Source organism: Streptomyces sp. NPDC016469, assembly GCF_040632905.1.
Taxonomy (GTDB): domain Bacteria; phylum Actinomycetota; class Actinomycetes; order Streptomycetales; family Streptomycetaceae; genus Streptomyces.
On sequence record NZ_JBEYCQ010000001.1, the window covers coordinates 245,698 to 269,845 of the forward strand.

Annotated in this window: 21 protein-coding genes, 1 other RNA gene and 2 pseudogenes; 10 read left to right on the forward strand and 14 right to left on the reverse strand. The window is 71.8% G+C overall.

Annotated elements, in window-relative coordinates:
• The first annotated feature begins 194 nt into the window (after window positions 1-194).
• Genes ABZ565_RS01190 through ABZ565_RS01200 form a run of 3 tightly spaced genes read left to right on the forward strand, consistent with a single transcriptional unit; the run spans window position 195 to window position 2,958 of the window.
• On the forward strand, window positions 195-1,031 hold the full coding sequence (locus ABZ565_RS01190) for a Nif3-like dinuclear metal center hexameric protein (protein WP_361018819.1): 837 nt from the start codon (window positions 195-197) through the stop codon (window positions 1,029-1,031).
• Window positions 1,028-1,771 carry a C4-type zinc ribbon domain-containing protein gene (locus ABZ565_RS01195; protein ID WP_361019286.1) on the forward strand — a complete coding sequence of 248 codons (744 nt, stop codon included), beginning with the start codon at window positions 1,028-1,030 and terminating at the stop codon, window positions 1,769-1,771. The genes ABZ565_RS01190 and ABZ565_RS01195 overlap by 4 nt, the downstream gene beginning before the upstream one ends.
• Window positions 1,771-2,958: a bifunctional RNase H/acid phosphatase gene (locus ABZ565_RS01200; RefSeq protein ID WP_361018822.1), complete on the forward strand. Its 1,188-nt coding sequence runs from the start codon at window positions 1,771-1,773 to the stop codon at window positions 2,956-2,958. Before ABZ565_RS01195 ends, ABZ565_RS01200 begins: the two co-directional genes overlap by 1 nt.
• A 194-nt stretch (window positions 2,959-3,152) precedes the next feature.
• Here ABZ565_RS01200 and eda read toward each other — a convergent pair whose 3' ends face one another.
• A complete protein-coding gene (eda, locus tag ABZ565_RS01205) occupies window positions 3,153-3,773 on the reverse strand; it encodes a bifunctional 4-hydroxy-2-oxoglutarate aldolase/2-dehydro-3-deoxy-phosphogluconate aldolase (protein WP_361018825.1) in 621 nt (206 codons plus the stop codon).
• A gap of 63 nt (window positions 3,774-3,836) precedes the next feature.
• Window positions 3,837-4,637 carry a peroxide stress protein YaaA gene (gene yaaA, locus ABZ565_RS01210; protein WP_361018828.1) on the reverse strand — a complete coding sequence of 267 codons (801 nt, stop codon included), beginning with the start codon at window positions 4,635-4,637 and terminating at the stop codon, window positions 3,837-3,839.
• Window positions 4,638-4,812: 175 nt separating this feature from the next.
• Between yaaA and ABZ565_RS01215 the strand changes: the two genes are divergently transcribed.
• The 4 genes and pseudogenes from ABZ565_RS01215 to rnpB all read left to right on the forward strand — a co-directional run bounded on the left by ABZ565_RS01215 (window position 4,813) and on the right by rnpB (window position 7,925).
• Complete coding sequence (locus ABZ565_RS01215) at window positions 4,813-6,231, forward strand: RNB domain-containing ribonuclease (protein WP_361019289.1); 1,419 nt, start codon at window positions 4,813-4,815, stop codon at window positions 6,229-6,231.
• A 64-nt stretch (window positions 6,232-6,295) separates the two neighbouring features.
• A complete protein-coding gene (locus tag ABZ565_RS01220) occupies window positions 6,296-6,805 on the forward strand; it encodes a TetR/AcrR family transcriptional regulator (RefSeq protein ID WP_361018831.1) in 510 nt (169 codons plus the stop codon).
• A 120-nt stretch (window positions 6,806-6,925) separates the two neighbouring features.
• Window positions 6,926-7,489 (forward strand): annotated as a pseudogene (locus ABZ565_RS01225) (Uma2 family endonuclease); the annotation flags it as partial.
• Between the two features lie 34 nt (window positions 7,490-7,523).
• An RNA gene (rnpB, locus tag ABZ565_RS01230) (RNase P RNA component class A) lies at window positions 7,524-7,925 on the forward strand.
• 153 nt (window positions 7,926-8,078) lie between these two features.
• Here rnpB and ABZ565_RS01235 read toward each other — a convergent pair.
• From ABZ565_RS01235 to ABZ565_RS01260, 6 genes are all read right to left on the reverse strand, one after another.
• A complete protein-coding gene (locus ABZ565_RS01235; protein WP_361018834.1) occupies window positions 8,079-8,561 on the reverse strand; it encodes a DNA starvation/stationary phase protection protein in 483 nt (160 codons plus the stop codon).
• A gap of 203 nt (window positions 8,562-8,764) precedes the next feature.
• On the reverse strand, window positions 8,765-9,088 hold the full coding sequence (locus tag ABZ565_RS01240; RefSeq protein ID WP_361018837.1) for a putative quinol monooxygenase: 324 nt from the start codon (window positions 9,086-9,088) through the stop codon (window positions 8,765-8,767).
• A 53-nt stretch (window positions 9,089-9,141) separates the two neighbouring features.
• Window positions 9,142-9,966, reverse strand: coding sequence for an alpha/beta hydrolase (locus ABZ565_RS01245; RefSeq protein WP_361018840.1), 825 nt, complete (start codon window positions 9,964-9,966; stop codon window positions 9,142-9,144).
• 160 nt (window positions 9,967-10,126) lie between these two features.
• Window positions 10,127-12,880, reverse strand: coding sequence for an AAA family ATPase (locus ABZ565_RS01250; protein WP_361018843.1), 2,754 nt, complete (start codon window positions 12,878-12,880; stop codon window positions 10,127-10,129).
• Window positions 12,881-13,170: 290 nt separating this feature from the next.
• Entirely contained in the window at window positions 13,171-13,299 is a 129-nt protein-coding gene (locus tag ABZ565_RS01255) for a hypothetical protein (protein WP_361018846.1), read from the reverse strand.
• 70 nt (window positions 13,300-13,369) lie between these two features.
• A complete protein-coding gene (locus tag ABZ565_RS01260; RefSeq protein ID WP_361018849.1) occupies window positions 13,370-14,119 on the reverse strand; it encodes an SDR family oxidoreductase in 750 nt (249 codons plus the stop codon).
• Between the two features lie 128 nt (window positions 14,120-14,247).
• Here ABZ565_RS01260 and ABZ565_RS01265 point away from each other — a divergent pair, with 128 nt between their 5' ends.
• Window positions 14,248-14,682, forward strand: a complete 435-nt coding sequence (locus ABZ565_RS01265) for an Rrf2 family transcriptional regulator (protein WP_361018852.1) — start codon at window positions 14,248-14,250, stop codon at window positions 14,680-14,682.
• Here ABZ565_RS01265 and ABZ565_RS01270 read toward each other — a convergent pair.
• From ABZ565_RS01270 to ABZ565_RS01285, 4 genes are all read right to left on the reverse strand, one after another.
• Window positions 14,636-15,946 (reverse strand): low temperature requirement protein A, encoded by a 1,311-nt coding sequence (locus tag ABZ565_RS01270; RefSeq protein WP_361018854.1) that lies wholly within the window; start codon window positions 15,944-15,946, stop codon window positions 14,636-14,638. The two genes, ABZ565_RS01265 and ABZ565_RS01270, sit on opposite strands and share 47 nt — an antisense overlap.
• Window positions 15,943-16,302, reverse strand: coding sequence for a hypothetical protein (locus ABZ565_RS01275; RefSeq protein WP_361018857.1), 360 nt, complete (start codon window positions 16,300-16,302; stop codon window positions 15,943-15,945). The genes ABZ565_RS01270 and ABZ565_RS01275 overlap by 4 nt, the downstream gene beginning before the upstream one ends.
• 100 nt (window positions 16,303-16,402) lie before the next feature.
• Window positions 16,403-17,860 (reverse strand): aldehyde dehydrogenase family protein, encoded by a 1,458-nt coding sequence (locus tag ABZ565_RS01280; RefSeq protein WP_361018860.1) that lies wholly within the window; start codon window positions 17,858-17,860, stop codon window positions 16,403-16,405.
• A 239-nt stretch (window positions 17,861-18,099) separates the two neighbouring features.
• Complete coding sequence (locus tag ABZ565_RS01285; RefSeq protein ID WP_361018863.1) at window positions 18,100-19,785, reverse strand: glycosyl hydrolase family 18 protein; 1,686 nt, start codon at window positions 19,783-19,785, stop codon at window positions 18,100-18,102.
• Between the two features lie 293 nt (window positions 19,786-20,078).
• On the opposite strand from ABZ565_RS01285, the pseudogene ABZ565_RS01290 reads away from it, so the two are divergent.
• Window positions 20,079-20,354: pseudogene (locus ABZ565_RS01290) on the forward strand (carbohydrate-binding protein); the annotation flags it as partial.
• Window positions 20,355-20,409: 55 nt separating this feature from the next.
• Here ABZ565_RS01290 and ABZ565_RS01295 read toward each other — a convergent pair.
• Together ABZ565_RS01295 and ABZ565_RS01300 are read right to left on the reverse strand one after the other, a co-directional pair.
• Complete coding sequence (locus ABZ565_RS01295) at window positions 20,410-21,669, reverse strand: arginine deiminase (protein WP_361018866.1); 1,260 nt, start codon at window positions 21,667-21,669, stop codon at window positions 20,410-20,412.
• A 38-nt stretch (window positions 21,670-21,707) separates the two neighbouring features.
• A complete protein-coding gene (locus ABZ565_RS01300; RefSeq protein ID WP_361018869.1) occupies window positions 21,708-23,144 on the reverse strand; it encodes a basic amino acid/polyamine antiporter in 1,437 nt (478 codons plus the stop codon).
• Window positions 23,145-23,340: 196 nt separating this feature from the next.
• Here ABZ565_RS01300 and ABZ565_RS01305 point away from each other — a divergent pair, with 196 nt between their 5' ends.
• Window positions 23,341-24,129, forward strand: a complete 789-nt coding sequence (locus tag ABZ565_RS01305; protein ID WP_361018872.1) for a MerR family transcriptional regulator — start codon at window positions 23,341-23,343, stop codon at window positions 24,127-24,129.
• Window positions 24,130-24,148 lie beyond the last annotated feature (19 nt).

A 24,148-nucleotide genomic window follows, 5' to 3' on the forward strand; every position in this document is an offset into this window, starting at 1 on the left:
TCATCACCTCCGGCAACCGAAGCTAGTTTTCGCACTTCCAGCCGAACAACACGACCTCTCCCACTTCACACATAAGGGTGGTGATGGCCGGATTTCGCTGTGCTGCCGGGGGTGCGTGTGCTGTACGGGGCCGAGTCGCGGGCGGCCCGTTCCCGGGGCTTCCCGGGGCGCGGCGGGCAGGTAGCCTTTCCTCCGTGCCCCGTCTGTCTGAAGTCATCTCCGAGCTCGACGCCCTCTGGCCGCCCGAGCGGGCCGAGGGATGGGACGCGGTCGGCACCGTCTGCGGTGATCCGGACGCCGAGGTCCACCGGGTGCTCTTCGCCGTCGACCCCGTCCAGGAGATCGCCGACGAGGCGAAGAGGCTGGGCGCGCAGCTGATCGTGACCCATCACCCGCTCTACCTGCGCGGTACGACGACGGTCGCGGCGGACACCTTCAAGGGCCGCGTCGTGCACACGCTGATCCGCGACGGCATCGCGCTGCACGTGGCCCACACCAACGCCGACACCGCCGACCCCGGCGTCTCCGACGCCCTGGCCGCCGCCCTCGACCTGCGCGTCGAGCGCCCCCTCGTGCCGGACCCGACGGACCCGGCGGGCCACCGGGGGCTCGGCCGGATCTGCGTGCTCGACCACCCCGAGACCCTGGGCGCGTTCGCCGCCCGCGCCGCCGCCCGGCTGCCCGCCACCGCGCAGGGCGTCCGCCTCGCGGGCGACCCGGACGCGCTCGTGCGCACCGTCGCGGTGAGCGGCGGATCGGGCGACAGCCTCTTCGACGCGGTGCGCGCCGCCGGCGTGGACGCCTTCCTCACCGCCGACCTGCGCCACCACCCGGCCTCCGAGGCCACCCAGCACTCACCGCTCGGCCTGGTCGATGCCGCACACTGGGCCACCGAGTGGCCGTGGTGCGAGCAGGCCGCGGCACAGCTCGAAGCGATTTCCGACCGCCTCGGATGGGACCTGAGGGTCCACGTCTCGAAGCAGGTCACCGACCCCTGGACCGCCCACCACTCTTCTGGAGCCCCCAACTGAACGCCGCGCCCGCCGACCAGATCCGACTTCTCGACGTCCAGGCGCTCGACCAGCGCCTCTCCCAGCTCGCGCACCGCCGCAGTTCCCTGCCCGAGCACGCCGAGATCGAGTCGCTGACGGCCGACCTCGCCCAGCTCCGCGACCTGCTCGTCGCCTCGACCACCGAGGAGAGCGACACCGCCCGCGAGCAGACCAAGGCGGAGCAGGACGTCGACCAGGTCCGCCAGCGCGCCGCGCGCGACCAGCAGCGTCTGGACTCCGGCGCGGTCACCTCGCCGAAGGACCTGGAGAGCCTCCAGCGCGAGATCGCCTCGCTCGCCAAGCGCCAGGGCGACCTGGAGGACATCGTCCTGGAGGTCATGGAGCGCCGCGAGTCCGCCCAGGAGCGCGTCGCCGAGCTGACCGACCGGGTCGCCGCCGTGCAGGCCAAGGTGGACGACGCCACCGCCCGCCGCGACGCCGCGACCCAGGAGCTCGACACGGAGGCCGCCTCGGTCACCAAGGAGCGCGAGGTCGTCGCCGGCTCGGTCCCCGCCGACCTGCTGAAGCTGTACGACAAGCTCCGCGCCCAGCAGGGCGGGGTGGGCGCCGCCCGCCTCTACCAGCGCCGCTGCGAGGGCTGCCGCCTGGAGCTCAACATCACCGAGATCAACGACGTGAAGGCCGCGTCCCCCGACACGGTGCTGCGCTGCGAGAACTGCCGCCGCATCCTGGTCCGCACCGCCGACTCGGGCCTGTAGTGAGCCTGCCGCGCCGGTTCGTGATCGAGGCCGACGGCGGCTCCCGGGGCAACCCGGGCCCCGCCGGCTACGGCGCGGTCGTCATCGACCCGGACACCGGCGAGACGCTGGCCGAGACCGCCGAGTACATCGGCGTCGCGACCAACAACGTCGCCGAGTACAAGGGCCTCGTCGCGGGCCTCCGCGCGGTGGGCGCGCTGCTCGCCGACGGTCCGGTGGGCACCGGGGTCCGGGTGAGCGTCCGGATGGACTCCAAGCTGGTCGTGGAGCAGATGTCCGGGCGCTGGAAGATCAAGCATCCGGACATGAAGCCGCTCGCGGCCGAGGCGGCGGCGGTCCTGCCGGGTGCGGACATCACGTACGAGTGGATCCCGCGCGAGCGGAACAAGCACGCCGACCGGCTGGCCAATGAGGCGATGGACGCGGGCCGGCGCGGCGGCCGGTGGGAGCCCTCGGCGTCCACGGCCGCCCTGGACGCCTCCCGTTCCCCGGAGACGGCGGCCGCACCGCCCGCCTCCGACCCCCTCACGCCCCAAATGGGCTGGGGCTCGGTGCCCGACCTGGGCGCGCCCGCCACCCTCGTACTGCTGCGGCACGGCGAGACGGCCCTCACCCCGCAGAAGCGGTTCTCCGGCAGCGGGGGCACCGATCCCGCGCTCTCCCCGGCCGGTCTGGACCAGGCCGAGCGGGCGGCCTCGGCGTTCGCGGCGCGGGGCACGGTGCAGGAGATCGTCAGCTCACCGCTGCGCCGCTGCCGCGAGACGGCCGGCGCGGTCGCGGCCCGGCTGGGCCTGGAGGTCCGTGTCGAGGACGGGCTGCGCGAGACGGACTTCGGGGCCTGGGAAGGGCTCACGTTCGGCGAGGTCAGGGAGCGGTACGGGGACGACCTGGACGCCTGGCTCGCCTCCCCGGACGCGGCCCCCACGGGCGGCGGCGAGAGCTTCACGGAGGTCGCCCGCCGCGTGGCGGTCGCCCGGGACGGCCTCGTCACGCGGTACGCGGGCCGCACGGTCCTCGTCGTCACGCACGTCACCCCGATCAAGACCCTGGTCCGGCTCGCCCTGGGAGCGCCCCCGGAGGCGCTGTTCCGGATGGAGCTCTCGGCGGCGTCCGTCTCGTCCGTCGCGTACTACGCCGACGGCAACGCCTCCGTACGCCTGCTGAACGACACGTCCCACCTGCGCTGACGGCCCCGGGACAGCAGTCGGCCCCACCGGTCGGGGGGAGGACCGATGGGGCCGAGGCGGTTCCGGCGGGTCGGGGGATTACCGGCCGGAACCCGGGTCACCCGGCATGCGGGCTACGTCCCCTACCAAGGGTCGTGCCCCGAATACCGGGGAGCATGCATGGCGATGTGCGACGGGTTCTCCCGCCGCACCGCTCATCCCCTCAGCGCCGCCGCCCCGGCGGCGAGCCGCTCCACGCGCGCCCAGTCCCGGGCCGCGACCGCGTCCCCGGGAACCATCCAGCTCCCGCCCACGCAGCCGACGTTGGGCAGCGCCAGGTACGAGGGCGCCGAGGCGGCCGAGATCCCGCCCGTCGGGCAGAACCGGGCCTGGGGGAGCGGGGCGGAGAGGGCCTTGAGGTAGGCCGTGCCGCCCGCCGCCTCGGCCGGGAAGAACTTCATCCCGGTCACCCCGCGCTCCAGCAGTGCGACCACCTCGGACGTGGTCGAGACGCCCGGCAGGAACGGCAGCCCGGACCCCTTCATCGCGTCCAGCAGCGCATCGGTCCAGCCGGGGCTGACCAGGAACCGGGCCCCCGCCGCCACGGTGTCCGCCACGTTGCGCGCCGAGATCATCGTGCCCGCCCCGACGACCGCGTCCGGGACCTCCGCCGCGATCGCCCGGATCGCGTCCAGGGCGGCGGCGGTGCGCAGGGTCACCTCGATCGCCGGAAGACCGCCCGCGACCAGGGCCCGGGCGAGCGGCACCGCGTCGGCGGCGTCCTCCAGGACGACGACGGGCACGACGGGGGCGAGGTCCAGCACGGAGGAGGTCATGCGCCCATCCTGCCCGCGCGCGCCACATGGCGCAACGAGCGTTGCAGAGGGTGCAACGTGCGGCTAGTGGATCTCCGTGACGACCACGTCGAGCTGCCACGGGCGCCCCGCCCGGGCAGGCGCCTCGGCCTCGACGCTGTACCCGAGGTCCCGCAGGGCGGTCACCAGCTCGGCGGGACCGGCCGGCCGGGCACCCGCGAGCAGCAGGTCGCGCACCATGCGGCCCTTGGTGGCCTTGTTGAAGTGGCTGACCACGGACCGCTTCTCCACCCCGTCCACGATCTGCGCGTGCAGCACCCGCACGCTCGCCGTGCGCTCCGCGACCGCCCCCTTCGGCCTCCACGCGGCCGTGTACGCGGACGAGCGCAGATCCAGCACGAGCCCGTCGCCCGCCGCCTCCGGCATCACCTCCGCCATGGGCGTACGCCAGAACGCCCCCAGAGCGCCGAGCCCCGGCAGCTTCACGCCCATCGAGCAGCGGTACGGCGGAATCCGGTCGCCCATTTGCACCGCGCCCCACAGCCCGGAGAACACCAGCAGCGACTTCCCGGCGAGGCGGCGGGCGGCCGTGCCGAGCGAGTCCAGGCCGAGGGCGTCGTACAGGACACCCGTGTACAGCTCCCCGGCCGGCCGCGTCCCCGCCGTCCGCAGCTCCGCGTTCTTCGCGATCTCGCCCCGCAGCCCCTCGCTGAGCCCCAGCACCTCCCGCGCCTTCTCCTCGTCGGCCACGCACAGCTCCACCAGCGCGTCCAGCACCTCGGCCCGCGCCCCGGCGAGACCGGGCAGCGACAACGACTCGGGCTTCAGGGGTGCCCCGCGCCCCGAGGCGGCCTTTCCTTCGGAGGGCGGCAACAGCACGAGCACGGCGGTTCTCCTTCGTACGTACGGGGAAGAGGCGCCGGCGGTGTGCGGACCGCGCGGACGCCCCGGCCAGCGTACGGGGGCGGAAGGGCACACCGTACGGGCACGAAGCCCTCTCGGAATGCCGCGCTCCGCACCCCGTCCTACGCTCGGGACCATGCCCCGCCGCCATCTGCACATGACCGGCGCAGCCGAGACCCCGCTGCGGGCGGCCCTGCGCGGCCTCCGCACCGAGCTGTCGCTCCCCGACGACTTCCCGCCCGACGTGCTCGCCGAGGCGGCGGACGCGGCGCGGAGCCCGGAGCTCGCCGGGCACGCGGACGCGACGGACATCCCGTTCCTCACCATCGACCCGCCCGCGTCCACGGACCTCGACCAGGCGATGCACCTGGAACGCCGCGCCCACGGCTACCGCGTGCACTACGCCATCGCGGACGTGGCCGCGTTCGTGCGCCCCGGCGGCGCGCTCGACGCCGAGGCCCACCGCCGGGTGACGACGCTGTACTTCCCGGACGGCCGGGTGCCGCTCCACCCGGAGGTCCTGTCCGAGGACGCCGCCAGCCTGCTGCCCGGCCGGATCCGCCCCGCGGTCCTGTGGGAGATCGACCTGGACCCGGAGGGCTCGGCGGTCGCGACCCGGGTGCGCAGGGCACTCGTACGCAGCCGCGCCAAGCTGGACTACGCGGGCGTGCAGCGGCAGATCGACGAGGGCACCGCCGAGGAACCCCTCGCGCTGCTCCGGGACATCGGCACGCTCCGCGAGGAGCAGGAGGTGGCCCGGGGCGGCATCTCCCTCAACGTGCCCGAGCAGGAGATCACCGAACACGACGGCACGTACGGCCTGACGTACCGCGCTCCGCTCCCCGCCGACGGCTGGAACGCCCAGGTCTCCCTGCTCACCGGCATGGCGGCGGCCCACCTGATGGCGGAGAGCGGCACCGGCGTCCTGCGGACGCTGCCGGTCGCGCCCGACGGCGCGGTGGCCCGGCTGCGCCGCAGCGCCGAGGCCCTGCACATCGACTGGCCGCACCACGTCCCGTACGCCCAGGTCGTCCGCTCGCTCGACCCGAGGCGCACCGACCACGCGGCGTTCCTCCAGGAGTGCACGACGCTGCTGCGCGGCGCGGGCTACACGGTCTTCGGCGGCGGCGACCTGCCGGACCCGGCCGTGCACGCGGCGGTGGCGGACCTGTACACGCACTGCACGGCACCCCTGCGCCGCCTCGTGGACCGCTACGCCTCCGAGCTGTGCGTCGCGGCCTGCGAGGACCGGGACCCGCCCGAATGGGTCCTCGCCGCCCTGCCCGCGCTGCCCAAGGAGATGGCGGAGGGCACCCGGCGCGCCAACACGGTGGAGCGGGAGTCCGTGGACCTGGTCGAGGCGGCGCTGCTCAGGGACAGGGTGGGCGCGGTCTTCGACGGATACGTGGTGGACGTCAAGGAGAACGAACCGGCCACCGGGACCGTCCACATCGACGCCCCGGCGATCGTCGCCCGCGTCGAGGGCACCGCGCCCCTCCCCCTGGGCGAGCGCCTGCGGGTCCGCCTCGCCCAGGCCGCTCCGGGCACGGCGAAGGCCCTGTTCGTTCCGGCCTGACGGCGTCTCGTACGATCGCGAGTTCGGCCCCCGCGCCCCGCGCCCGTACGACGGAAGGACCGGCGTGACCGACCGCGCCCGCCAGCACCAGATCCTGGCCGCCGCCCGCATGCTCCTGGAGCAGGAGGGCCCGGAGGCGCTGACCATGCGCCGGCTCGCGGGCCTGCTGGGCATCACGGCCCCGTCCCTCTACAAGCACTTCCCGGACAAGTCCTCGGTGGTCGACGCGCTGGCCGACGCGATGCTGATCGAGACCGCCGAGGCCCTGGAAGCGGCGGAGACGGCCGCCCCGGGCTCCTTCCCGGCCCTGGCCACCGCCTACCGCGCCCACGCCCTGGCCCACCCCCACCTCTACCGCCTCACCACGTCCCGCCCCCACCCCCACCACCTGGAGGACCGCGCCGCCGCCCCCCTCTTCCGCGCCCTGGCCCCGGACGAACCCCTGGCCCGCGCGGCCTGGGCCTTCGCCCACGGCATGGTCGTGATGGAACTGAACGGCCGCTTCCCCACCCCGGAGTCCGTCACCACGGCCTGGACGGCGGGCATCACCGCGCTGGCGTCGGGCCGCCTCTGACGTCATGACGTCGTCCTGTGCCACGATCGGGGGAACGACTCCCATCTCATCTCACGGACGGCTGGTTCCGCGATGGCCCACTCCGGCGAACGACCGAGGAAGGGGCGTGACATGTCTGCCATGCCGCACGAACCGCTCACGCAGGCGGACGTCCTGCTTGAGGGCTTCCTGGCGCTGGATACGCCGGGGCTTCCGGGCGGAGCTGATCGAGGGGGAGATCGTCGTGACACCGCCGCCGGACGGGGATCATGAGGACTACATCGGGCTGATCCTGGAGCAGGTGATGGCTCATTCCCGTACACAGATGCAGTTCGCCGGGAACAAGGGCCTGAAACTGAGGAGCGGCGGACGCTGCCCGAAGAACCACGCCATTCCCGACGGCACGTTCGCCCCCCGTGCCCTGCGCCTGTACAGGGGTGCGGCCCCGTGGATGCCGTGCGAGGGGGTGGCGCTGGTCGTAAAGGTCACGTCGTCCAAGCCGGCCGCCGACCGCGAGGCCAAGCGGCACTGCTACGCGAGGGGCCCGATCCCGCTGTACTGCTGGTGGACCGGGAGGAGTCCTCGGTGACGCTGTTCAGCGACCCGGAGGGCGACGACTACCGCCAGCACTGCACGGTCCCGTTCGGCAAGGCGGTCCGCCTTCCGGAGCCGTTCTCGTTCCACCTGGACACGGCGGACTTCATCCGACCCGGCCGGGTAGCATGGGCCCCACGGCAGACGAGCCGGGCGGACGGCCGCGTGGGGATCTCCGGATCCTCCCGAGGAACGTCCGGGCTCCACAGGGCAGGGTGATGGCTAACGGCCACCCGGGGTGACCCGCGGGACAGTGCCACAGAAAACAGACCGCCCGGGACCTCGGTCCCGGGTAAGGGTGAAACGGTGGTGTAAGAGACCACCAGCGCCTGGGGCGACCCAGGCGGCTAGGTAAACCCCACCCGGAGCAAGGTCAAGAGGGGCCGTCGCGAGACGGCCCTGCGCGAACGTTCGAGGGCTGCCCGCCCGAGTTCGCGGGTAGACCGCACGAGGCCGGCAGCAATGCCGGTCCTAGATGGATGGCCGTCTCCCCGGCCGCCGCGAGGCGACCGGGCGACAGAACCCGGCGTACAGCCCGACTCGTCTGCCGCCCCCTGCGGTTTTGCCTTGGTAAGGGCCTCCGGCCCGCGTCGGAGGCCCTTACCGCGCAGCCGTGCGGCTCAGGTGCCCGCTCCGCCGACGGGCGTCGGGGCCGTGCGGCCTGCGAGCGTGGCGCGGATGGTGGGCGTGGCTACGCCCTTCAGCCCGTGCGGAAGGTGCCCTCGGCCGCGAACATCCAGCGCTGCTTCTCGAGTTCGGCGGTGATCGAGATCAGGAGGTCCTGGGTGACCGGGTCGGCCCCCTCGGTGGTGTCGATGCGCTCGCGCAGCCGGGTGGCGGCGGCCCCCAAGGTCTCGACCATCATGTCGACGGCGTCGGCGTCGCGTATCCAGCCGTCCTTCGGGCCGGGCAGAGCGAACGCCGAGGCGATCGTCTCCGGCCGGCCGTCCGGCGGGAGCCCGAGCGTCGCGGCCCGTTCGGCTACCGTGTCGGCGGCCTCGCGGAGCACCGTCACCAGCGCGTCGAGCTGCAGGTGGATGGAGCGGAAGCGAGGCCCCACGATGTTCCAGTGCGCCTGCTTCCCGATCAGCGAGATCCCGAGGAGATCCACGAGGGTGCTCTGCAGCGCGCTCCCGGCGGCCTGACGGGCCGCGTCGGGTATCGGGCTCTTCATGGCGGTCATGCGGCGGTTCTCCTTGCGTGATCGGCTCCGGTGATACGGAGCGGTGCGCACGTTCCGGCGGGGGAGCGGTGGGCCCGCCCCCCGGGCATCGGCGTGGCGTGGTTTCAGGGGGAGTGGGTAGTGAGGGCGTTCACCGGGAGCACCCGCCGGATCGGTTCGCGGTGGTGCGGCCCGCCGGCGTCGATGCCGGCGGGCGTCCGGCGCTAGCGGGCGGGTCGGAACGGGCGCAGCAGGCGGATGCCGTCCTCGATGGATCCGTCGAGGAGTTCGAGCATCTGTGGGACGAGCTCGCGCATCCGGGGCGCGGCGAGGTGGGCGTCGAGGTGGGCGCGGGTCTCCCAGCGTTCGTAGATGACGAATTCGCCGGGCCGGCCCTCGACTTCGTGGGCCTCGTAGTCGATGTTGCCGGGGTCGTTGCGCGAGGGGGTGACGGCGGCGGTGATGAACGCCTTGAGGTCGTCCTCCCTGCCCGCCTTCGCCTTCGCGTCCCAGACGACGGTCACGTATCCGGTGGGTGTTGCGGTCATGGTCATTCCATTTCTGTTCGGTGCCGGCGGGGTGTGTGGGTACCGGGCCGGTGTCAGCTGTCGATGAAGTCGAGGAGGTCGGCGTTGACGGTGTCGGCGTTGACGGTGCACATGCCGTGGGACAGTCCCGGGTAGACCTTCAGGCGCGCGTCCTTGACCAGCGTGATCGCCATCTCGGCGGAGTTGGCGATCGGGACGATCTGGTCGTCGTCGCCGTGCATGATGAGCGTGGGCACGTCGATCGCCCGGAGGTCGTCGGTGAAGTCGGTCTGCGAGAACGCCTTGATCCCGTCGTAGTGCGCCTGCGCACTGCCGGTCATCCCCTGACGCCACCAGTTCTGGATGACGCCCTGGGAGATGTCCGCGCCCGGGCGATTGAACCCGTAGAACGGCCCGGAGGCGAGGTCGAGGTAGAACTGGGAGCGGTTGGTGGCCACGGCCTCGCGGAAACCGTCGAAGACCTCGACCGGCAGCCCTCCCGGGTTCGATTCGGTCTGGACCATGAGCGGCGGGACCGCTCCGATGAGGACGGCCTTGGCGACCCGCCCGGCACCGTGCCTGGCGACGTACCGGGCGACCTCTCCGCCACCGGTGGAGTGGCCGACGTGGACGACGTCGCGCAGGCCGAGGTGCGCCACCACGGCGGCGGCGTCCGCCGCGTAGTGGTCCATGTCGTGCCCGTGGCCGACCTGGGCGGAGCGCCCGTGCCCGCGGCGGTCGTGGGCGATGACACGGTAGCCGTGCTGGACGAGGAACAGCAGCTGGGCGTCCCAGTCGTCCGAGCTCAGCGGCCAGCCGTGGTGGAACATGACCGGCCGGCCCGAGCCCCAGTCCTTGTAGAAGATGTCGGTTCCGTCGCCGGCGGTGACGAACGGCATGGTCTGCTCCTCGTGGTCTCGCCCGGGTACCGGGCGGTTTCGCTGTCTCCACGAGAATGGCTCGGCCGCCGTGCCGACAGCCTCCGTCAGCTGACTGACATCCGGCCGACGGCTCGCTCACGTCAGTACCGGGGCAGCGCCGGGACCCGACCGGTAGCTCTCACAGCCGGGAGGCCGGAGGCCCGGGAGGCAGCGCCTCCAGTGCGTCGCGGAGCTCGGCCCGCGATGTGATCCCCAACTTCGGGAACACCCGGTAGAGATGCGACGACACGGTCCGCGGCGAAAGGAACAGGTGCGACGCGATCTGCGGGTTCGACAGCCCCGTCGCCGCCAGCCTGGCGACCTCCAGCTCCTGCGGGGTGAGGGCCTCACCGGCCTTGCCCCGGCCGGTCCGCGTCATCCCGGTGGCACGGAGTTCCGCAGCGGCCCGGGCCTCCCACGAACGGGCCCCGAGTTCCTCGAAGCGGTCGCGGGCGGCGGCCAGCTGCACCCGGGCGTCACGGTTGAGTCCTTGCCGGCGAAGCGCTTCGCCGTACGCCAGACGAGCATGGCCGGCCTCGAAGGGCCACTGCTCGACGCCCGGCAGTGCGAGAGCCTCCTCGAAGCACCGGGCCATGTCCTCGTCAGCCGATGTCATCGCCGTGACCGTGGCCGCGCTCAGCGCGAGCCGCGACGAGAGGTGGCCGACACCGGCGTCGCGCAGCGCGTCCGCGTGCCGTCGCGCCTCCGCGTGCCGGCCGGTGCGCACGGCGGCCTCGACGAGGTCCGGCGCGGACCACACGGCCTCGGGGTTGAACGGCGGCAGCACACCCGGGGCGCAGATGGCTGTGGCGTGCCGGAACGCCGTCTCGAAGTCGGCGGCGCCGAGGGCCGCCCGGGCCGCCGCCTGGTGGGCGCAGTTCTCCAGCCGCCGCAGTCCCCTGGGCCCCGACCACCCCCAGACGGCCTCGCAGTGGCGGTGGCACGCGTCGAGGTCGCCGCGCTGGGCCGCGGCCATCGCGGCGATGTAGTGCCCGACCTGGACGAACAAGTGGTACCCCGTCTCCTCGGACAGGGCGATGAGCTCGTCCGCGGCGTCGGCCGACGGCTGCCACCGGCCGGCGTACAGGTCGTCGAGCGCGACGAACATCAGGGCCGGCATGCTCGACCCCACCGCGCCGCCGTCGCGTATGACCCGGGACACGGCCTCGCGGCAGCCCGGAAGCCGGTCGAGGTACGAGGCGGTCAGGGCGGTGCGGATGACCACGTCGGCGTCACTCCGGTCCCTCAGCCGCGCGATCTCCTCGTCCAGGCGGCGCAGCATGCCGTCGGTGACGGAGCCGAGGTCGTGGTGGACGCGCCCCAGCGACGACGCCGCGGCGGCGGGCGCCGCCTCGGGGAAGCGGGCGAGGACGTCGACCAGAGGCTGCCAGTGCTCGGGCCGGCCCGAGTACTGGCTGGCGAGCGTGAGGGTGAACAGCGCGGTCTCCAGCTCGCCGGACGGCGGACCGGGCGGCATCGGCCCCTGCTCGATCGCCTCCATCAGCAGCGCGTGGGCGGTGTCGGCGTCCCCTTCCGTAACGAGCACGAGGAAGCCGGCCGTCGCGGCCGCCAAGAGCGACCGGGCCGCCGGATCGCCCTCGACCTCACGCATGATCGCGTGGCTGACCTCCAGATGACCCGCGACCCAGGCGGCGACGTAGGCGGCACGCGACAGGCGGCGTCTGCGGACCGTCCGGTCGGGACTCAGCTCGGCCGCGCGCCGCAGCCTCGCGATCGCGCCGTCGGCGTCACCGCGTCGCAGGCTGCTCCGGGCCGCCGACTCCACGACGGCGGCGACCGCCTCGTCGGGCGCCGTCGTGGCTCTCGCGAGGTGATCACCGCGCCGCTCGGGCTGGTCGCCCAGCGCGCCGGCCAGCCGACGGTGGGCGCTGCGCCGCTGCTCGCCGGTGGAACCGTCGACCACCGCGGACCTGACCAACGGGTGCCTGAAGCGCACCACGCGGCCGTTCTCCGCGACCATGACCAGGTGGTCACGCTCCGCGGGAGCGAGTTCCTCGAGGCTGCCCGGCCCGCCGGCCGCCTCAAGGACGACGATGTCGCCGGAGCCCTCGAGAGCCGCGAGCAGCAGTACCTCGCGCGTTCTGTGCGGCAGTCGCCCGACGCGGACGCCGTAAAGAGCGCGCACGTCCCGTCCCTGGCCGCTCGTCCACCCCGTCCCTCGGCCGTGTTGGCCGCCGGACGCCCCGGCGAACTCGAGCAGAGCCAGGGGGTTTCCCTGCGCCTCGTGCGCCACGGTCGAAAGGACCCGCCGGGGGAGGTGGGCGAAGCGCCGGGACAGCAGTCGCAGGGCGTCCGAGTCACCCAGCGGAGCGATCCTGAGCTCCGGCAGACCGGTGGACCGGAAGGATTCGTCGGACTCCGTTCGCCCTGCTCCGAGCAGTCCGATGCGGCGACCGCCCAGCCTTCTGGCGACGAAACCCACCGCAGCCCGGCTCGCCTGGTCGACGGCATGGAGGTCATCGACCACGAGGAGCAACGGCCGTTCCTTCGCGGCCTCGTCGAACAGGGACAGTGCCGCGTTCAGGACGGCGATCCGGCTCGGCGCGGGACCGGTGCCGAGACCGAGGGCGACCTCGAGGGCCTCCCGCGTCGAACGCGGCAGACGACCGAGCTCGTCCGGCAGCGAGCCGACGAGCTGATGGAGCCCCGCGAAGCTGATGTCCGTCTCGTACTCGTCGCCGCTCCCGCGGACGACCCGCATCCCCTTCGCCACCGCCAGCTCGGCGGCCGCGTCCAGGAGCGCCGTCTTCCCCACGCCCGGATCACCGGTGAGCAGCAGGACGGCTCCGTCCATCCCGGCCGTGTCCAGGAACGCCGCAAGCTCTGCGCGCTCGCCCTCCCGGCCGACCAGTCCAGTCGGGCCGACACCCATGCCAGTCCTTGGCTCAGCCCACATCCGCCGTGTCCCTCGCTATGCCCCGCGAGGCAGTCCAACCACCGGCCACGCACTTGACCAGCAATTATCGCACCCACCGGCAAACGGAGCGTGAACCATCCGCTTCGCCGACACCCGCAGCTCCCAGGCGAAGATCATGCGGAACATGTCGCCATCCTCCGGAGGCCGCCGCAGTCCTGATGAACGACTCGTCGAGCAACTCGCCTCCCGCACCCACCCCAGCGGACAGCGCACAATCCACGTCCGACGCGACGAAGACGGACGGATCATCGGCGCCGGCACCGGCGGCGGACGGCGGCGAAGGCCAGGAACACCACGACGCCGACGCCGATGTCAGCGGCCTCGTTGGCCGCTGACAGGAACACGGAGAGGACCTGTTCCCAGGTGCCGTCCACGGCCCCCAGCAGCGGCGGCGCGCGCCCCGAAGGTGCGTTCTCCTTCGGGACGCGCGGCAGGGGTTCGGGTTCAGGCGTTGTAGCCGCCGTGGGCGTCCAGCACCGCACCCGTGACGTATGACGCGGCGGGGCTCGCCAGGAAGGCGATCGCCGTGGCGATCTCGTCGGGGTGTCCCATGCGCTGCAGGGACAGCGAGCTGACCAGGGCCTTGAGGGTCTCGGGGTCCGGCGGCTGCATGCCGCCCTCCATCAGTCCGGCCTCCACGACGTTGGCCGTGATGTTCCGGGGCCCGAGGTCGCGTGCTACGCCCATGGTGTACCTCTCGATCCCGGACTTGGTCGCCGAGTAGTCGGCAAGGCCGGGGGCGCCGACCCGGGAGCCCAGTCCGGAACTCACCGTGATGATGCGGCCGCCCGTGCGCAGCACTCGGGAGGCGGCCCGGATGACGGCGATCACGCCGAGGTAGTTGGTGGCGTGCATCCGGTCCAGGGCGGCGGTGTCGGCGTCCGAGTCGTCCACTGTGCCGGCCACGGAGATCGCCGCGTTGTTGACGAGGATGTCCAGGCCGCCGAAGTGCGCGACCACGTCGTCGATCAGCGCCGGCGCCCGGCTCGTGTCCGCCTGGTCGGACTGGAAAGCGACGGCCTTGGCTCCCTTGCCGTGCACCTCGTCGACGACGGCCTGCGCCTGCTCTTGGGAGCTGACGTAGGTGAAGGCGACGTCGGCGCCCTGCTCGGCCAGCAGTCGTACGGTCGCGGCTCCCAGTCCGCGAGACCCCCCGGTGACCAGGGCGACCTTGCCCATGAGTGGCTTGCTCATTCTTCTCACCTCGTTGATTGGCTCTTTCCGGCAGTCGCAACGTTAATTGTTACGACTGTCTGTTGCAACATTCACTGTTACGACTGCGTTGTCGTAACATAAAGCGTTGCGGCCGAGAGGAGGGGTTCATGAGTGCCAACAGCAGGTTGACCATTGCCGCCCACGCGCTGGCCTGGATCGGTCTCTACCAGCGCCAAGGCCATGAGGTCGCCACCTCCGAGCAGATCGCGACCAGCGCGAACACCAACCCCGTGGTGATCAGGCGGCTGCTCGGCGAGCTGCGCAGGGCCGGGCTCGTGGAGTCCCGACGGGGCGTGGGCGCGGGCTGGTCACTGGCGCGCGAGCTGGAGTCGATGACCCTGCTCGACGTGTACGAGGCAGTGGAACCCGGCCCGCTGTTCGCGATGCACCGCACCACCCCGGACCAGGGATGTGTGGTGGGTTACGGCATCCAGCCGGCTATGCGGGGCATCTACGAGGGCATTGAGGACACCCTGAGACACGAGCTGGCCCGCGTCACGCTCGAGAACGTACTTCGGGACGTACTCGCGGCACCTCGCTAGCCTCCCCGTTACGCCCTGACATCGCCGGGATCGCCACCGCGACGCCTTCCTCGCCCCTCCCGCGCTCCGGGCTCGCCCCGAGCGCCGTCAGCGTCACCCCGGCTGCCACTGCCAGCGCCGCCACCAGCCCCGCCGCGAGCACCGCCCAGTGACCCAGGAACGTGCAGGCGGCCACCAGCAGCGCCGCGGCCGGCAGCACCGACTGCTGGGCGATTCCCACCTTGTAGAAGCGCGAGTGCAGCGCCCACACCGTGAGCAGGAAGAGCGCTGTCGGCAGCGTCACCGCTGCCGTCGCCGACAGCGTCGCAAGGTGTGCCTCGCCCACCGCCTGCTCCACCGCCACCTCCAGGCCGGCCCCGATCGCGGCACCCGAGACGAAGATCAGGTAATGGCCGTAGCCCCAGAGGAAGGACTGCCGGTTGGACCGGAGGTGCCCGTGGATGGGGACCGCGAAGTACACCCACCAGGCGGCGAAGATGATCAGCAGTCCGCCGGCGGCGATGGGCAGCAACTCACCCAGGGCCTCGTGCTCGTCGATCCCCGACTTCACGGCGACGGTGGCCGCCGCGATGGTCTCGCCGAGCACGATGAGCGTGAACAGCCCGTAGCGTTCGGCGATGTGGTGGGGGTGCCACGGCGTGGGATGGGCCCGCTCCGCATACAGCGGTACGGCCATCTCCAGCAGCGCCATCACCAGGAAGACCCAGGGGCGGCCGGCCTCCGGCAGGGCCAGTAGTCCCAGCCAGCCGATCTGGCACAGCCCGATGGCGTACCGCAGTGCCATCGTCCGCTCGGGGCCCTGAGTCGACCGCGCCACGCGCAGCCACTGCGCCGTCATGGCGAACCGCATGATCACATAACCCAGGATGACGACCGGGTAGGCGTGTTCCTCGAACGCCTGGGAGACGCCTGCCGTCAGGACGAGCACGCCGGCTATCTGGATCAGCGTGATGATCCGGTACAGCACGTCGTCGTTGTCGTAAGCCGAGGCGAACCACGTGAAGTTCATCCACGCCCACCAGATGGCGAAGAAGATCATCAAGTAGTTGAGGATCCCCTCGCCCGTGTGGCCCTCGACTACGGCGTGCACCAACTGGGCGCCTGCCTGGGCTATGGCCACGATGAAGCACAGGTCGAAGAAGAGCTCCAGTGAGGAGACGCCGCGGTGGGTCTCGTCGCGGCCCCGCGCCGTGAGCCTGCGCAGTGGTCTGTGGTGTGCGGGCTCCGCGGAGCACACCGGCGGCGGAGCCGGGCTGCTTGTCATCTGGTGAGCCAAGCTCCGAAATGCCGCTGCAGTCGGGGATTGATCTGCCAGACCATCGCCGCTGCCGCCGCCGGGACGAGCACAGCGAGCCGCACCGGCAGGTACAGATCCCCCAGAACAGGGTTCGTGGCCAGGGCCAGCAGGATGATGGTGGGGTAGATGGCGCACACGGTGAGGAGCCACAGCTTCCAACGCCGGACGGCGGCCGGCACGGTGGGGCCGGAGCGGGGTCCGGCGTTCGCGAACGCGTTCCGGCTCTGCTTCCGGAGCGTGTGCCGGATGTCTGTCACTGCCGGTGGGCTCGGCCGTGAAGGATCGTGGGCACCGTAGGCATGGGAAACACTTCTCTCGTTCATGGACCACTCCAAATCGACATGCTGCGTATCGTTTCAAGACCGTTCGGCGCGGGGGCCCGGGCCCGGCACCCGGGCGGGCGCCGGCCGGGTCATGATCTGATCAGTGAGCGGACTGGGTGTGGTCCTGCTCCACGTACACCTTCAGGGCCTGGAACTCCTCGATCGCGCGCGGGCCGCACAGGTAGCCGTAACCGCTTCCCTTGACGCCGCCCTCCTCGAAGTCCTCGCTGATGGCTCCCCAGGTGTTGATCCACACCGTGCCGGTGCGGATACGCCGGGCTATCCGGCGGGCCTTCATCGAGTCCGAGCTGAACACCGAGGCGGCCAGGCCGTAGATGGTGGCGTTCGCCTTGGCCACGGCGTCGTCCTCGTCGTCGAAGACCTCGAACGTCTGGACCGGACCGAAGACCTCTTCCTGCACGATCCGGACGTCGGTGCGGTCCACCTCGACCAGGCTCGGCCGGTAGAACGCGCCGGCGGCCAGCGGGCCGTCGGTGACCACACCGCCGCGCAGCAGTACCGTGCCGTACGAGGCGGCTTCCTCGACGATCGCGTCCACCCGCTGGGCGGACGCCCGGTCGATCACCGGGCCGAGCTGGGCCTTCTCGTCGTCGCCCGACCCGAGCCGCACCTGCGCGAGCGCGGCGGTAAGCCGGGTGCGCACCTGGTCTGCGACGTCCCGGTGGACCAGTACACGGGAGCCGGTGCAGCAGAACTGCCCGTTCATCAGCACGAGCGACTGCACCACGGTGGGGATCACCATGTCCAGATCGGCGTCGGGAAGGATCACCATGGGCGCCTTGCCGCCCAGTTCGAGACCGAGCCGCTTGAGTGTGGTGGAGGCCGCGGCCGCGATATGGCGCCCGACCGGCGTGCTGCCGGTGTAGTTGATCACGTCGACCTTGTCCGAGGAGACCAGGAACGGCGCCCCGGTGTTGCCGGACTCGGTGAACACGCTGACCACACCCGCCGGGATCTCCGGGACCGAGGCCAGGACCTGTGCGAAAAGCTCATTGGTCAGTGCCGTCTGAGCCGGAAGTTTGACCACGACGGCGCAGCCGGCGGCCAGCGCCGGGCCCAGCGCCCGCACGGTCAGCATGACGGGGGAGTTCCAGGGAGAGATGATCCCGGCGACACCGAGCGGCTCGGGCACCGAGTGGGTGTACTGGCCGGGTCCCGTCTCGGCGGCGCGCCCGGCGGTCTGGGTGCGCACAGAGGCCGCCGCGTACCGCAGCCACCCCACTGCACCGCTGACCTCCCACGTGGTCTCACCCAGCAGCTTGCCGTTCTCCCGGGACAACATGGCGGCAACCTCGGGTACCCGGGCGTCGAGGGCGTCGGCCAGCCGGCTGAGTGCGGTCGCCCGGAGCGAGGGAGTGCGCGCCCACTCGGTGGTCGCGAACGCGACGGCGGCGGCGTCCACGGCGGCCGAGGCCTCTGCCTCGCCACCGTCGTAGAACGAGCCGACGACGGTGCCGTCGGCCGGGTTGATCGATTCCAGAACCGAACCGGAGCCGGTCCACTGACCGTTGATCCAGTGCCGCGCGATGGTGTTCATGGTCTGCTCCTCGTGGTCTCGCCCGGGTACCGGGCGGTTTCGCTGTCTCCACGAGAATGGCCCGGCCGACCTGCCGACAGCCTCCGTCAGCTGACTGACATCCGGCCGACGGCTCGCTTACGTCAGCACCGGGGCAGCGCCGGGACCCGACCGGGACGGCGTCGCGCTCCGGTGACAGCCGGGACGCGAGGGCCCCCGCCGGTGCGCACACCGGCGGGGGCCCTCAGAGGGTCAGGGCGTCAGCAGGCGCCCTGGTCCTTCCAGACGCCCCAGTCACCCGTGCTGCCGGGGGTCTCGTTCTGGGTCCACCACTGGGCCTTGTACGTGCGGCCGTTGTGGGAGACCACGGTGCCCGCGTTGTAGACCGTGCCGGCCACGTACGCCGGGGCCGAGCCGCAGCCGCCGGCGGGCGGGTCCGTGGGGCCGGTGGTGGGCGGGGTGGCCGGGTCGGTGGTCGGCGGGGTCGTGGGCCCGGTGGTGGTGCCGCCGATCGCGGTGTTGATCTGGTTGAGCAGGGTGGCCTTCTCGTCCAGGCCGAGGAGGGAGTACATCATCGCGCCGGCCAGGCCGCGCTGCTTGGCGTAGTCGGCCCTGACCCGGATGGACTTCTGGTCCAGGCCCGTGAAGAACTCGCCGTCCTTGTAGAAGTAGGACGCCTTGGCCTCGTCGTCCCAGTAGGTGGTCGCCGGGTTGTCGACGATGCCGCCGAGCTCCTTGTAGTGCGCGATGCCGGCCTGCTGGCTCAGCGGGCGGGGGGAGGAGCCGCCGGTCGCGGACTGGGTCAGGCCGTGGGTGGTCCCTTCCGGGACGCCCTTCCAGCCGCGGTAGTAGAGCTCGTAGCCCAGGGTCAGCTTGTTCGCGGGGAAGCCGCCGGCGATGCCGTAGGCCGGCTTGCCGTCGAGCCAGGAGTCGACCGCGTTGTCGATCGAGTACTTCTCGGTGCCGGGCGCGACCGGGTCGGACGGGTCGTTGCCGCCCGAGTAGAGCGGGGACTGGTGGTACGTCGGCCCGTCGCCGTCCCAGGCGCCGTGCATGTCGTACGTCATCAGGTTCGCGTAGTCGAGGTACTGGCCGATCTTGTCGGTCTCGATGTTCGCGATCTTGTCCTGGCCCGCTCCGAAGGCCGCGGTCAGCAGGTACTTCTTGCCGCCGTTGGCGGCGCCGTACGCGTCGAGCTGCTTACGGAACTCGGCCAGCAGCAGGGTGAAGTTGTGCTTGTCCTCGGCGGCGTAGTGGTTGCCCAGGTGGCCGCCCGCGGAGGCCGGGTACTCCCAGTCGATGTCGATGCCGTCGAAGATGCCGGCTGCCGCGCCGGGGCCGCCGAAGCCGCCCTCGACGGGCAGGTTGCCCTTGATGTACTGGTCGATGCAGGAGGAGACCAGCTTCTTGCGGCTCGCGTCCGTCTTCGCCGCGTCGCTGAAGTACTTGGAGTACGTCCAGCCGCCCAGCGATATGTTGATCTTCAGGTGGGGGTACTTCGCCTTCAGTTCCTTGAACTGGTTGAAGACGCCGACGATCGGCTGGTCCCACTTGTCGGCGACGCCGTCGACGCTGTCCGCCGCGCTGAAGGACTTCTGGTAGTCGGCGTACGAGTCGCCCGCACCGTCACCCGCGTTGGGGTTGTTGTCGTCGCCCGCCGCCTTGTTGGCTTCGAAGCACGTGAGGTCGGTCGGGTGGATGTTGCCGAACGAGTAGTTGATGATGTCCAGCTTGCCGGCGATGCCCCGGGTGTCGAGCTGCTTCGGGTAGAAGGCGTTGCCGTAGACGCTCCACTGGTCGTAGTACGCGATGCGCACGCCGCCCGAGGAAGCGGAAGCCGGTGCGTCGGCCGCCTGCGCCGAGCCGATGCCGACGGTCGCGGCGAGGCCGCCGGTGGCGAGGGCCGTGCTCAGGAGCGCGGCGATCAATGTCTTACGGGGGTGCACGTGCGGCCTCCAGCGGGGGAGCGGGTGGTGCTGTGGATGGGCTGGAGCAGTGATAACTGGGCCGTGACCTGCGCGTCAACGATTCCAACGAGATTAGGACTAGACCAATTTGAGGGTTCGTGAGGCGAGTGCCGAGCGTCGTCGCGCCGCAGGGCGACCGGGCGCCGCCGGTGACCAGCGGCTTAAGGATCACTTAAAAACGGCGTCGCGAGCGGTGCGGTGGCGAACCACTCGATCCTGAAAAGTGGAGGCGCGAACCGACGTGGCCCATCCCCTTGACCGGACCCCGTTCGGCCAACGCCTTCTACGCCTGCGTCGACGTCAACATCGGCTCCACCGGCGGAGGGGACGACGGCGGCAACCCCGGCGGAGGGGATGGCGACGGCGGCGGGACCGGCGAGCCGGGCGCCTGCTCCGTGCCGCTGTGGAGCACCGAGGCCGTCTACACCGGGGGTGACACCGTCTCGTACGACGGGCACACCTGGCGCGCCAAGTGGTGGGTGCAGGGCGACAAGCCCGGCGCCACCGGTGAGTGGGGCGCCTGGGAGGACCTCGGGGCCTGCACCTGACCGTACGACCGGCCCGGCGGGGGGAGTGACACCCCGCCGGGCCGTGCCCGTGTCCTCAGAAGCTCACCGGTTCACGGATCAGCGGGCACGTCATGCAGTGTCCGCCGCCCCGCCCCCGGCCGAGCTCCGCGCCGACGATCTCCAGCACCTCGATGCCCGCCTGCCGCAGCAACGCGTTGGTCTGGGTGTTCCGGTCGTACGTGAACACGACGCCCGGCTCGACCGCGACCGCGTTGTTGCCGCTGTCCCACTGCTGGCGCTCGGAGGCGTACTCATCGCCGCCCGTCTCGATGACCCGGAGCCCCGGCAGCCCCAGCGCGCCGGCCACCACGTCGGTGAACGGCCGGGAACCCTCGTCGGTGATGTCGACGGGCACCGGGCCGCCGCCCGGGCGCAGCGAGAAGCTGTGGATGGCGCCCACGATGCGCGGGTAGAGCGTCACGACGTCCCGGTCCGCGAAGGTGAAGACGGTGTCCAGATGCATCGCCGCCCGCAGCTTCGGCATGCCCGCGACGACCACATGGTCCGCCGCGCCCTGCTCGAAGAGGGCGGCGGCGACCTGTGTGATGGCCTGGCGCGAGGTGCGCTCGCTCATGCCCATGAGGACGACGCCGTTGCCGACGGGCATGATGTCGCCGCCCTCGAAGGTGGCCTGGCCCCAGTCCCGTTCCGGGTCGCCCCACCACACCGTGGCGTCCGTGAAGTCGGGGTGGAAGCGGTAGACGGCCTTCATCAGCAGGGTCTCGTCGTGCCGGGCGGGCCAGTACAGCGGGTTGAGCGTCACTCCGCCGTACAGCCAGCACGTGGTGTCGCGGGTGTACAGCGTGTTGGGCAGCGGGGGCATCACGTACTCCCGCACTCCGGCCGACTCGCGGGCCAGGGTGATGTAGGGCGGGCGGTAGTCGTCGGGCAGGTCCGTGGTGGCCAGGCCGCCGATCAGGAACTCGGCGAGCGTGCGCGGGTCCAGGGTCTCCAGGAACGCCCGGGTGGAGTCGATCAGCCCCAGGCCCGCCTCATTCGCGGTGATCTTGCGGTCGAGCAGCCAGTCCCTCGCCCCGGGCACGGCCATCGTCTGCGCCAGGAGGTCGTGGAGTTCGACGACCTCGATCCCGCGCGTGGTGAGCGCGTCCACGAAACCGGCGTGGTCCCGCTGGGCGTTCTCCACCCACATCACGTCGTCGAAGAGCAGATCGTCCGCGTTGGTCGGGGTGAGCCTGTGGTGGGCGAGGCCCGGCGCGCACACCAGGACCTTGCGGAGCCGGCCGACCTCGGAGTGGACTCCGAGCGGGGTGCGGGAGGTGCTGTCACCGGTCATGTGCGGTCCTTCGCATACGGGTCGGGGTGCGGTACGGCTCAGAGGCTGATCCAGCCGGCCGCCAGGGCGATCACGCCCATGACCGCACCGGCCACCGATACGGCGCAGATCAGCAGCTCGCGGGGGGAGAAGGGGCGTCGGCCCTGCTCGCGGCGGGCCATGACGAAGAGGATCGTGGCGGGGGCGTAGACGATGAAGGAGAGCAGGACGAACCGGAGCCCGGCCGCGTACAGCAGGAAGGCCGTGTAGGCGGTGGCGAGCACGGCGACGACGAGGTCGCGCCCGGTCGTCCGCCCCTGGGCCAGCGGGTCCGGGGTGAGCGAGATCTTCAGCGCGAACGCGGCGGCGAGCAGGAACGGGATGAGGGTCAGCGCACTCGTCAGGTCCAGCGCGAAGTTGAACGCGTCGTCGGAGAGCAGCGTGACGACCAGGACCAGCTGGATCAGCACGGTCGTCATGACCAGGGCCGGGACCGGCACGTCGTCGGCGGTGGCGCGGCGCAGGAAGCGCGGCATGTCGTGGTCCTGCGCGGCCACGTACAGCACCTCGGCGGCCATCAGCGTCCAGGCCAGATAGGCACCGAGGACCGAGACGATCAGGCCGACGCTGACGAAGGCCGTGCCCCAGGTGCCGACGGCGTGCTCCAGGACGCCCGCCATCGAGGGCTGGCGCAGCGCGGCGATCTCGCTCATCGGCATGATGCCGTACGAGACGATGGTGACCGAGGCGAAGACGGCGAAGACGCTGAGGAAGCCGAGGACCGTGGCGCGCCCCACGTCCTTGCGGCGCTTGGCGTGCCGGGAGTAGACGCTCGCCCCCTCGACGCCGAGGAAGACGAAGACGGTGGCCAGCATGGTGCCGCGCACCTGGTCGAACAGCGAGCCGGCGTAGGAGGCGCCGCCCCAGTTGTCGGCGAACACGCCGGTGTCCAGGTAGAACAGGGCGAGGACGACGAAGACCAGGATCGGGACGACCTTGGCGACCGTGACGATGCGGTTGATCGCCGCGGCCTCCTTGACGCCCCGTCGGATCAGCAGGAAGAAGCCCCACAGCCCGAGTGAGGACAGCGCCGCGGCGAGCACGGTGTCGCCGTCCCCGAGCGCCGGCCAGATCGTGCCGATCGTGGACATGATCAGCACCCAGTACGTCACATTGCCGACGCAGGCGCTCGCCCAGTAGCCGAACGCGGAGAAGAACCCGAGGTATTCGCCGAACCCGGCCTTCGCGTACGCGTACACCCCGGCGTCCAGGTCCGGGCGGCGCACCGCGAGCGACTGGAAGGCGAAGGCCAGCATCAGCATGCCCGTGCCCGCGACGGTCCAGGCGATCAGCGCCCCGGCGACACCGGTCTCCTCCGCGAAGCGGCGGGGCAGCGAGAAGACTCCCGCGCCGACCATGGAGCCGACGACCAGTGCGGACAGGGTCATCAGCGAGAGCTTCGCCGTGTGCGGCTGCTCCTCGGTGACTGCGGACATGGGTCGGGCCCTTCCTGGTGCGGGGCTGCGGTCGCAGAGGGCGGGCGGGGCCCGGGACGGCACCCCTTGAGGGCGAAATGTACCTTTCGTTACGGTGCTGCGCTCCGCTGCCGGGCCGGTGTCCCAGGATCGGGGCGCGGCTTGACCCTCCCCTTACGTCAGGCCCGATGATCGGTCGCGAGGAAAGGGCGGGTGGATGACGTATTCCGTGGGGCAGGTGGCGGCCTTCGCCGGAGTGACGGTGCGGACGCTGCACCACTACGACAAGGCGGGGCTGCTCTCGCCCAGCGGGCGCAGCCAGGCCGGCTACCGGCTCTACGGCGAGGCGGACCTGGTCCGGCTCCAGCAGATCCTCTTCTACCGGGAGCTGGGTTTCCCGCTGGACGAGATCGCCGAGATCTTCAAGAACCCGCAGGCCAACGCCCTGGACCAGCTGCGGGCCCGGCAGGAGCAGCTGGAGGCGGAGATCGCCAGGCTGCGGCGGCTCTCCGAGGTGGCCCAGCGGGCGATCGAGGTGCAGCGGACCGGAGTCCCGCTGACGCCCCGGGAGCGCTTCGAGGTGTTCGGCGAGATCACCGCCGACCTGAGTTACGCCACCGAGGCGGCGCTCAAGTGGGCTGACTCGCCGGGGCAGCGCGAGTCGATGGCCCGGGCCGCCGCGCACACCAAGGAGGACTGGCGGCAGCTCATGGGCGAGGCCACGGCCTGGCGTGCCGAGCTGCTGGCGGCCTTCGACGACGGCGAGCCGAGCGACGGCGAACGGGCCATGGACCTCGCCGAGGAGCACCGGCTGCACATCTCCCGCTGGTTCACCGCCTGCCCGCCCGGCATGCACCGGCGCATCGCGGACGACTTCGCGGCCGACCCGCGCGCCTTCGCCCTGGTCGTACCGCCGTCCCAGCAGCGCCCCGGCCTGGCCGCCTACCTGTGCAAGGCCGTCCACGCCAACGCGGCCCGCCGCACGGACGGCGGGGAGGACCGGTGAGCCGGGAGAACCGGTGAGC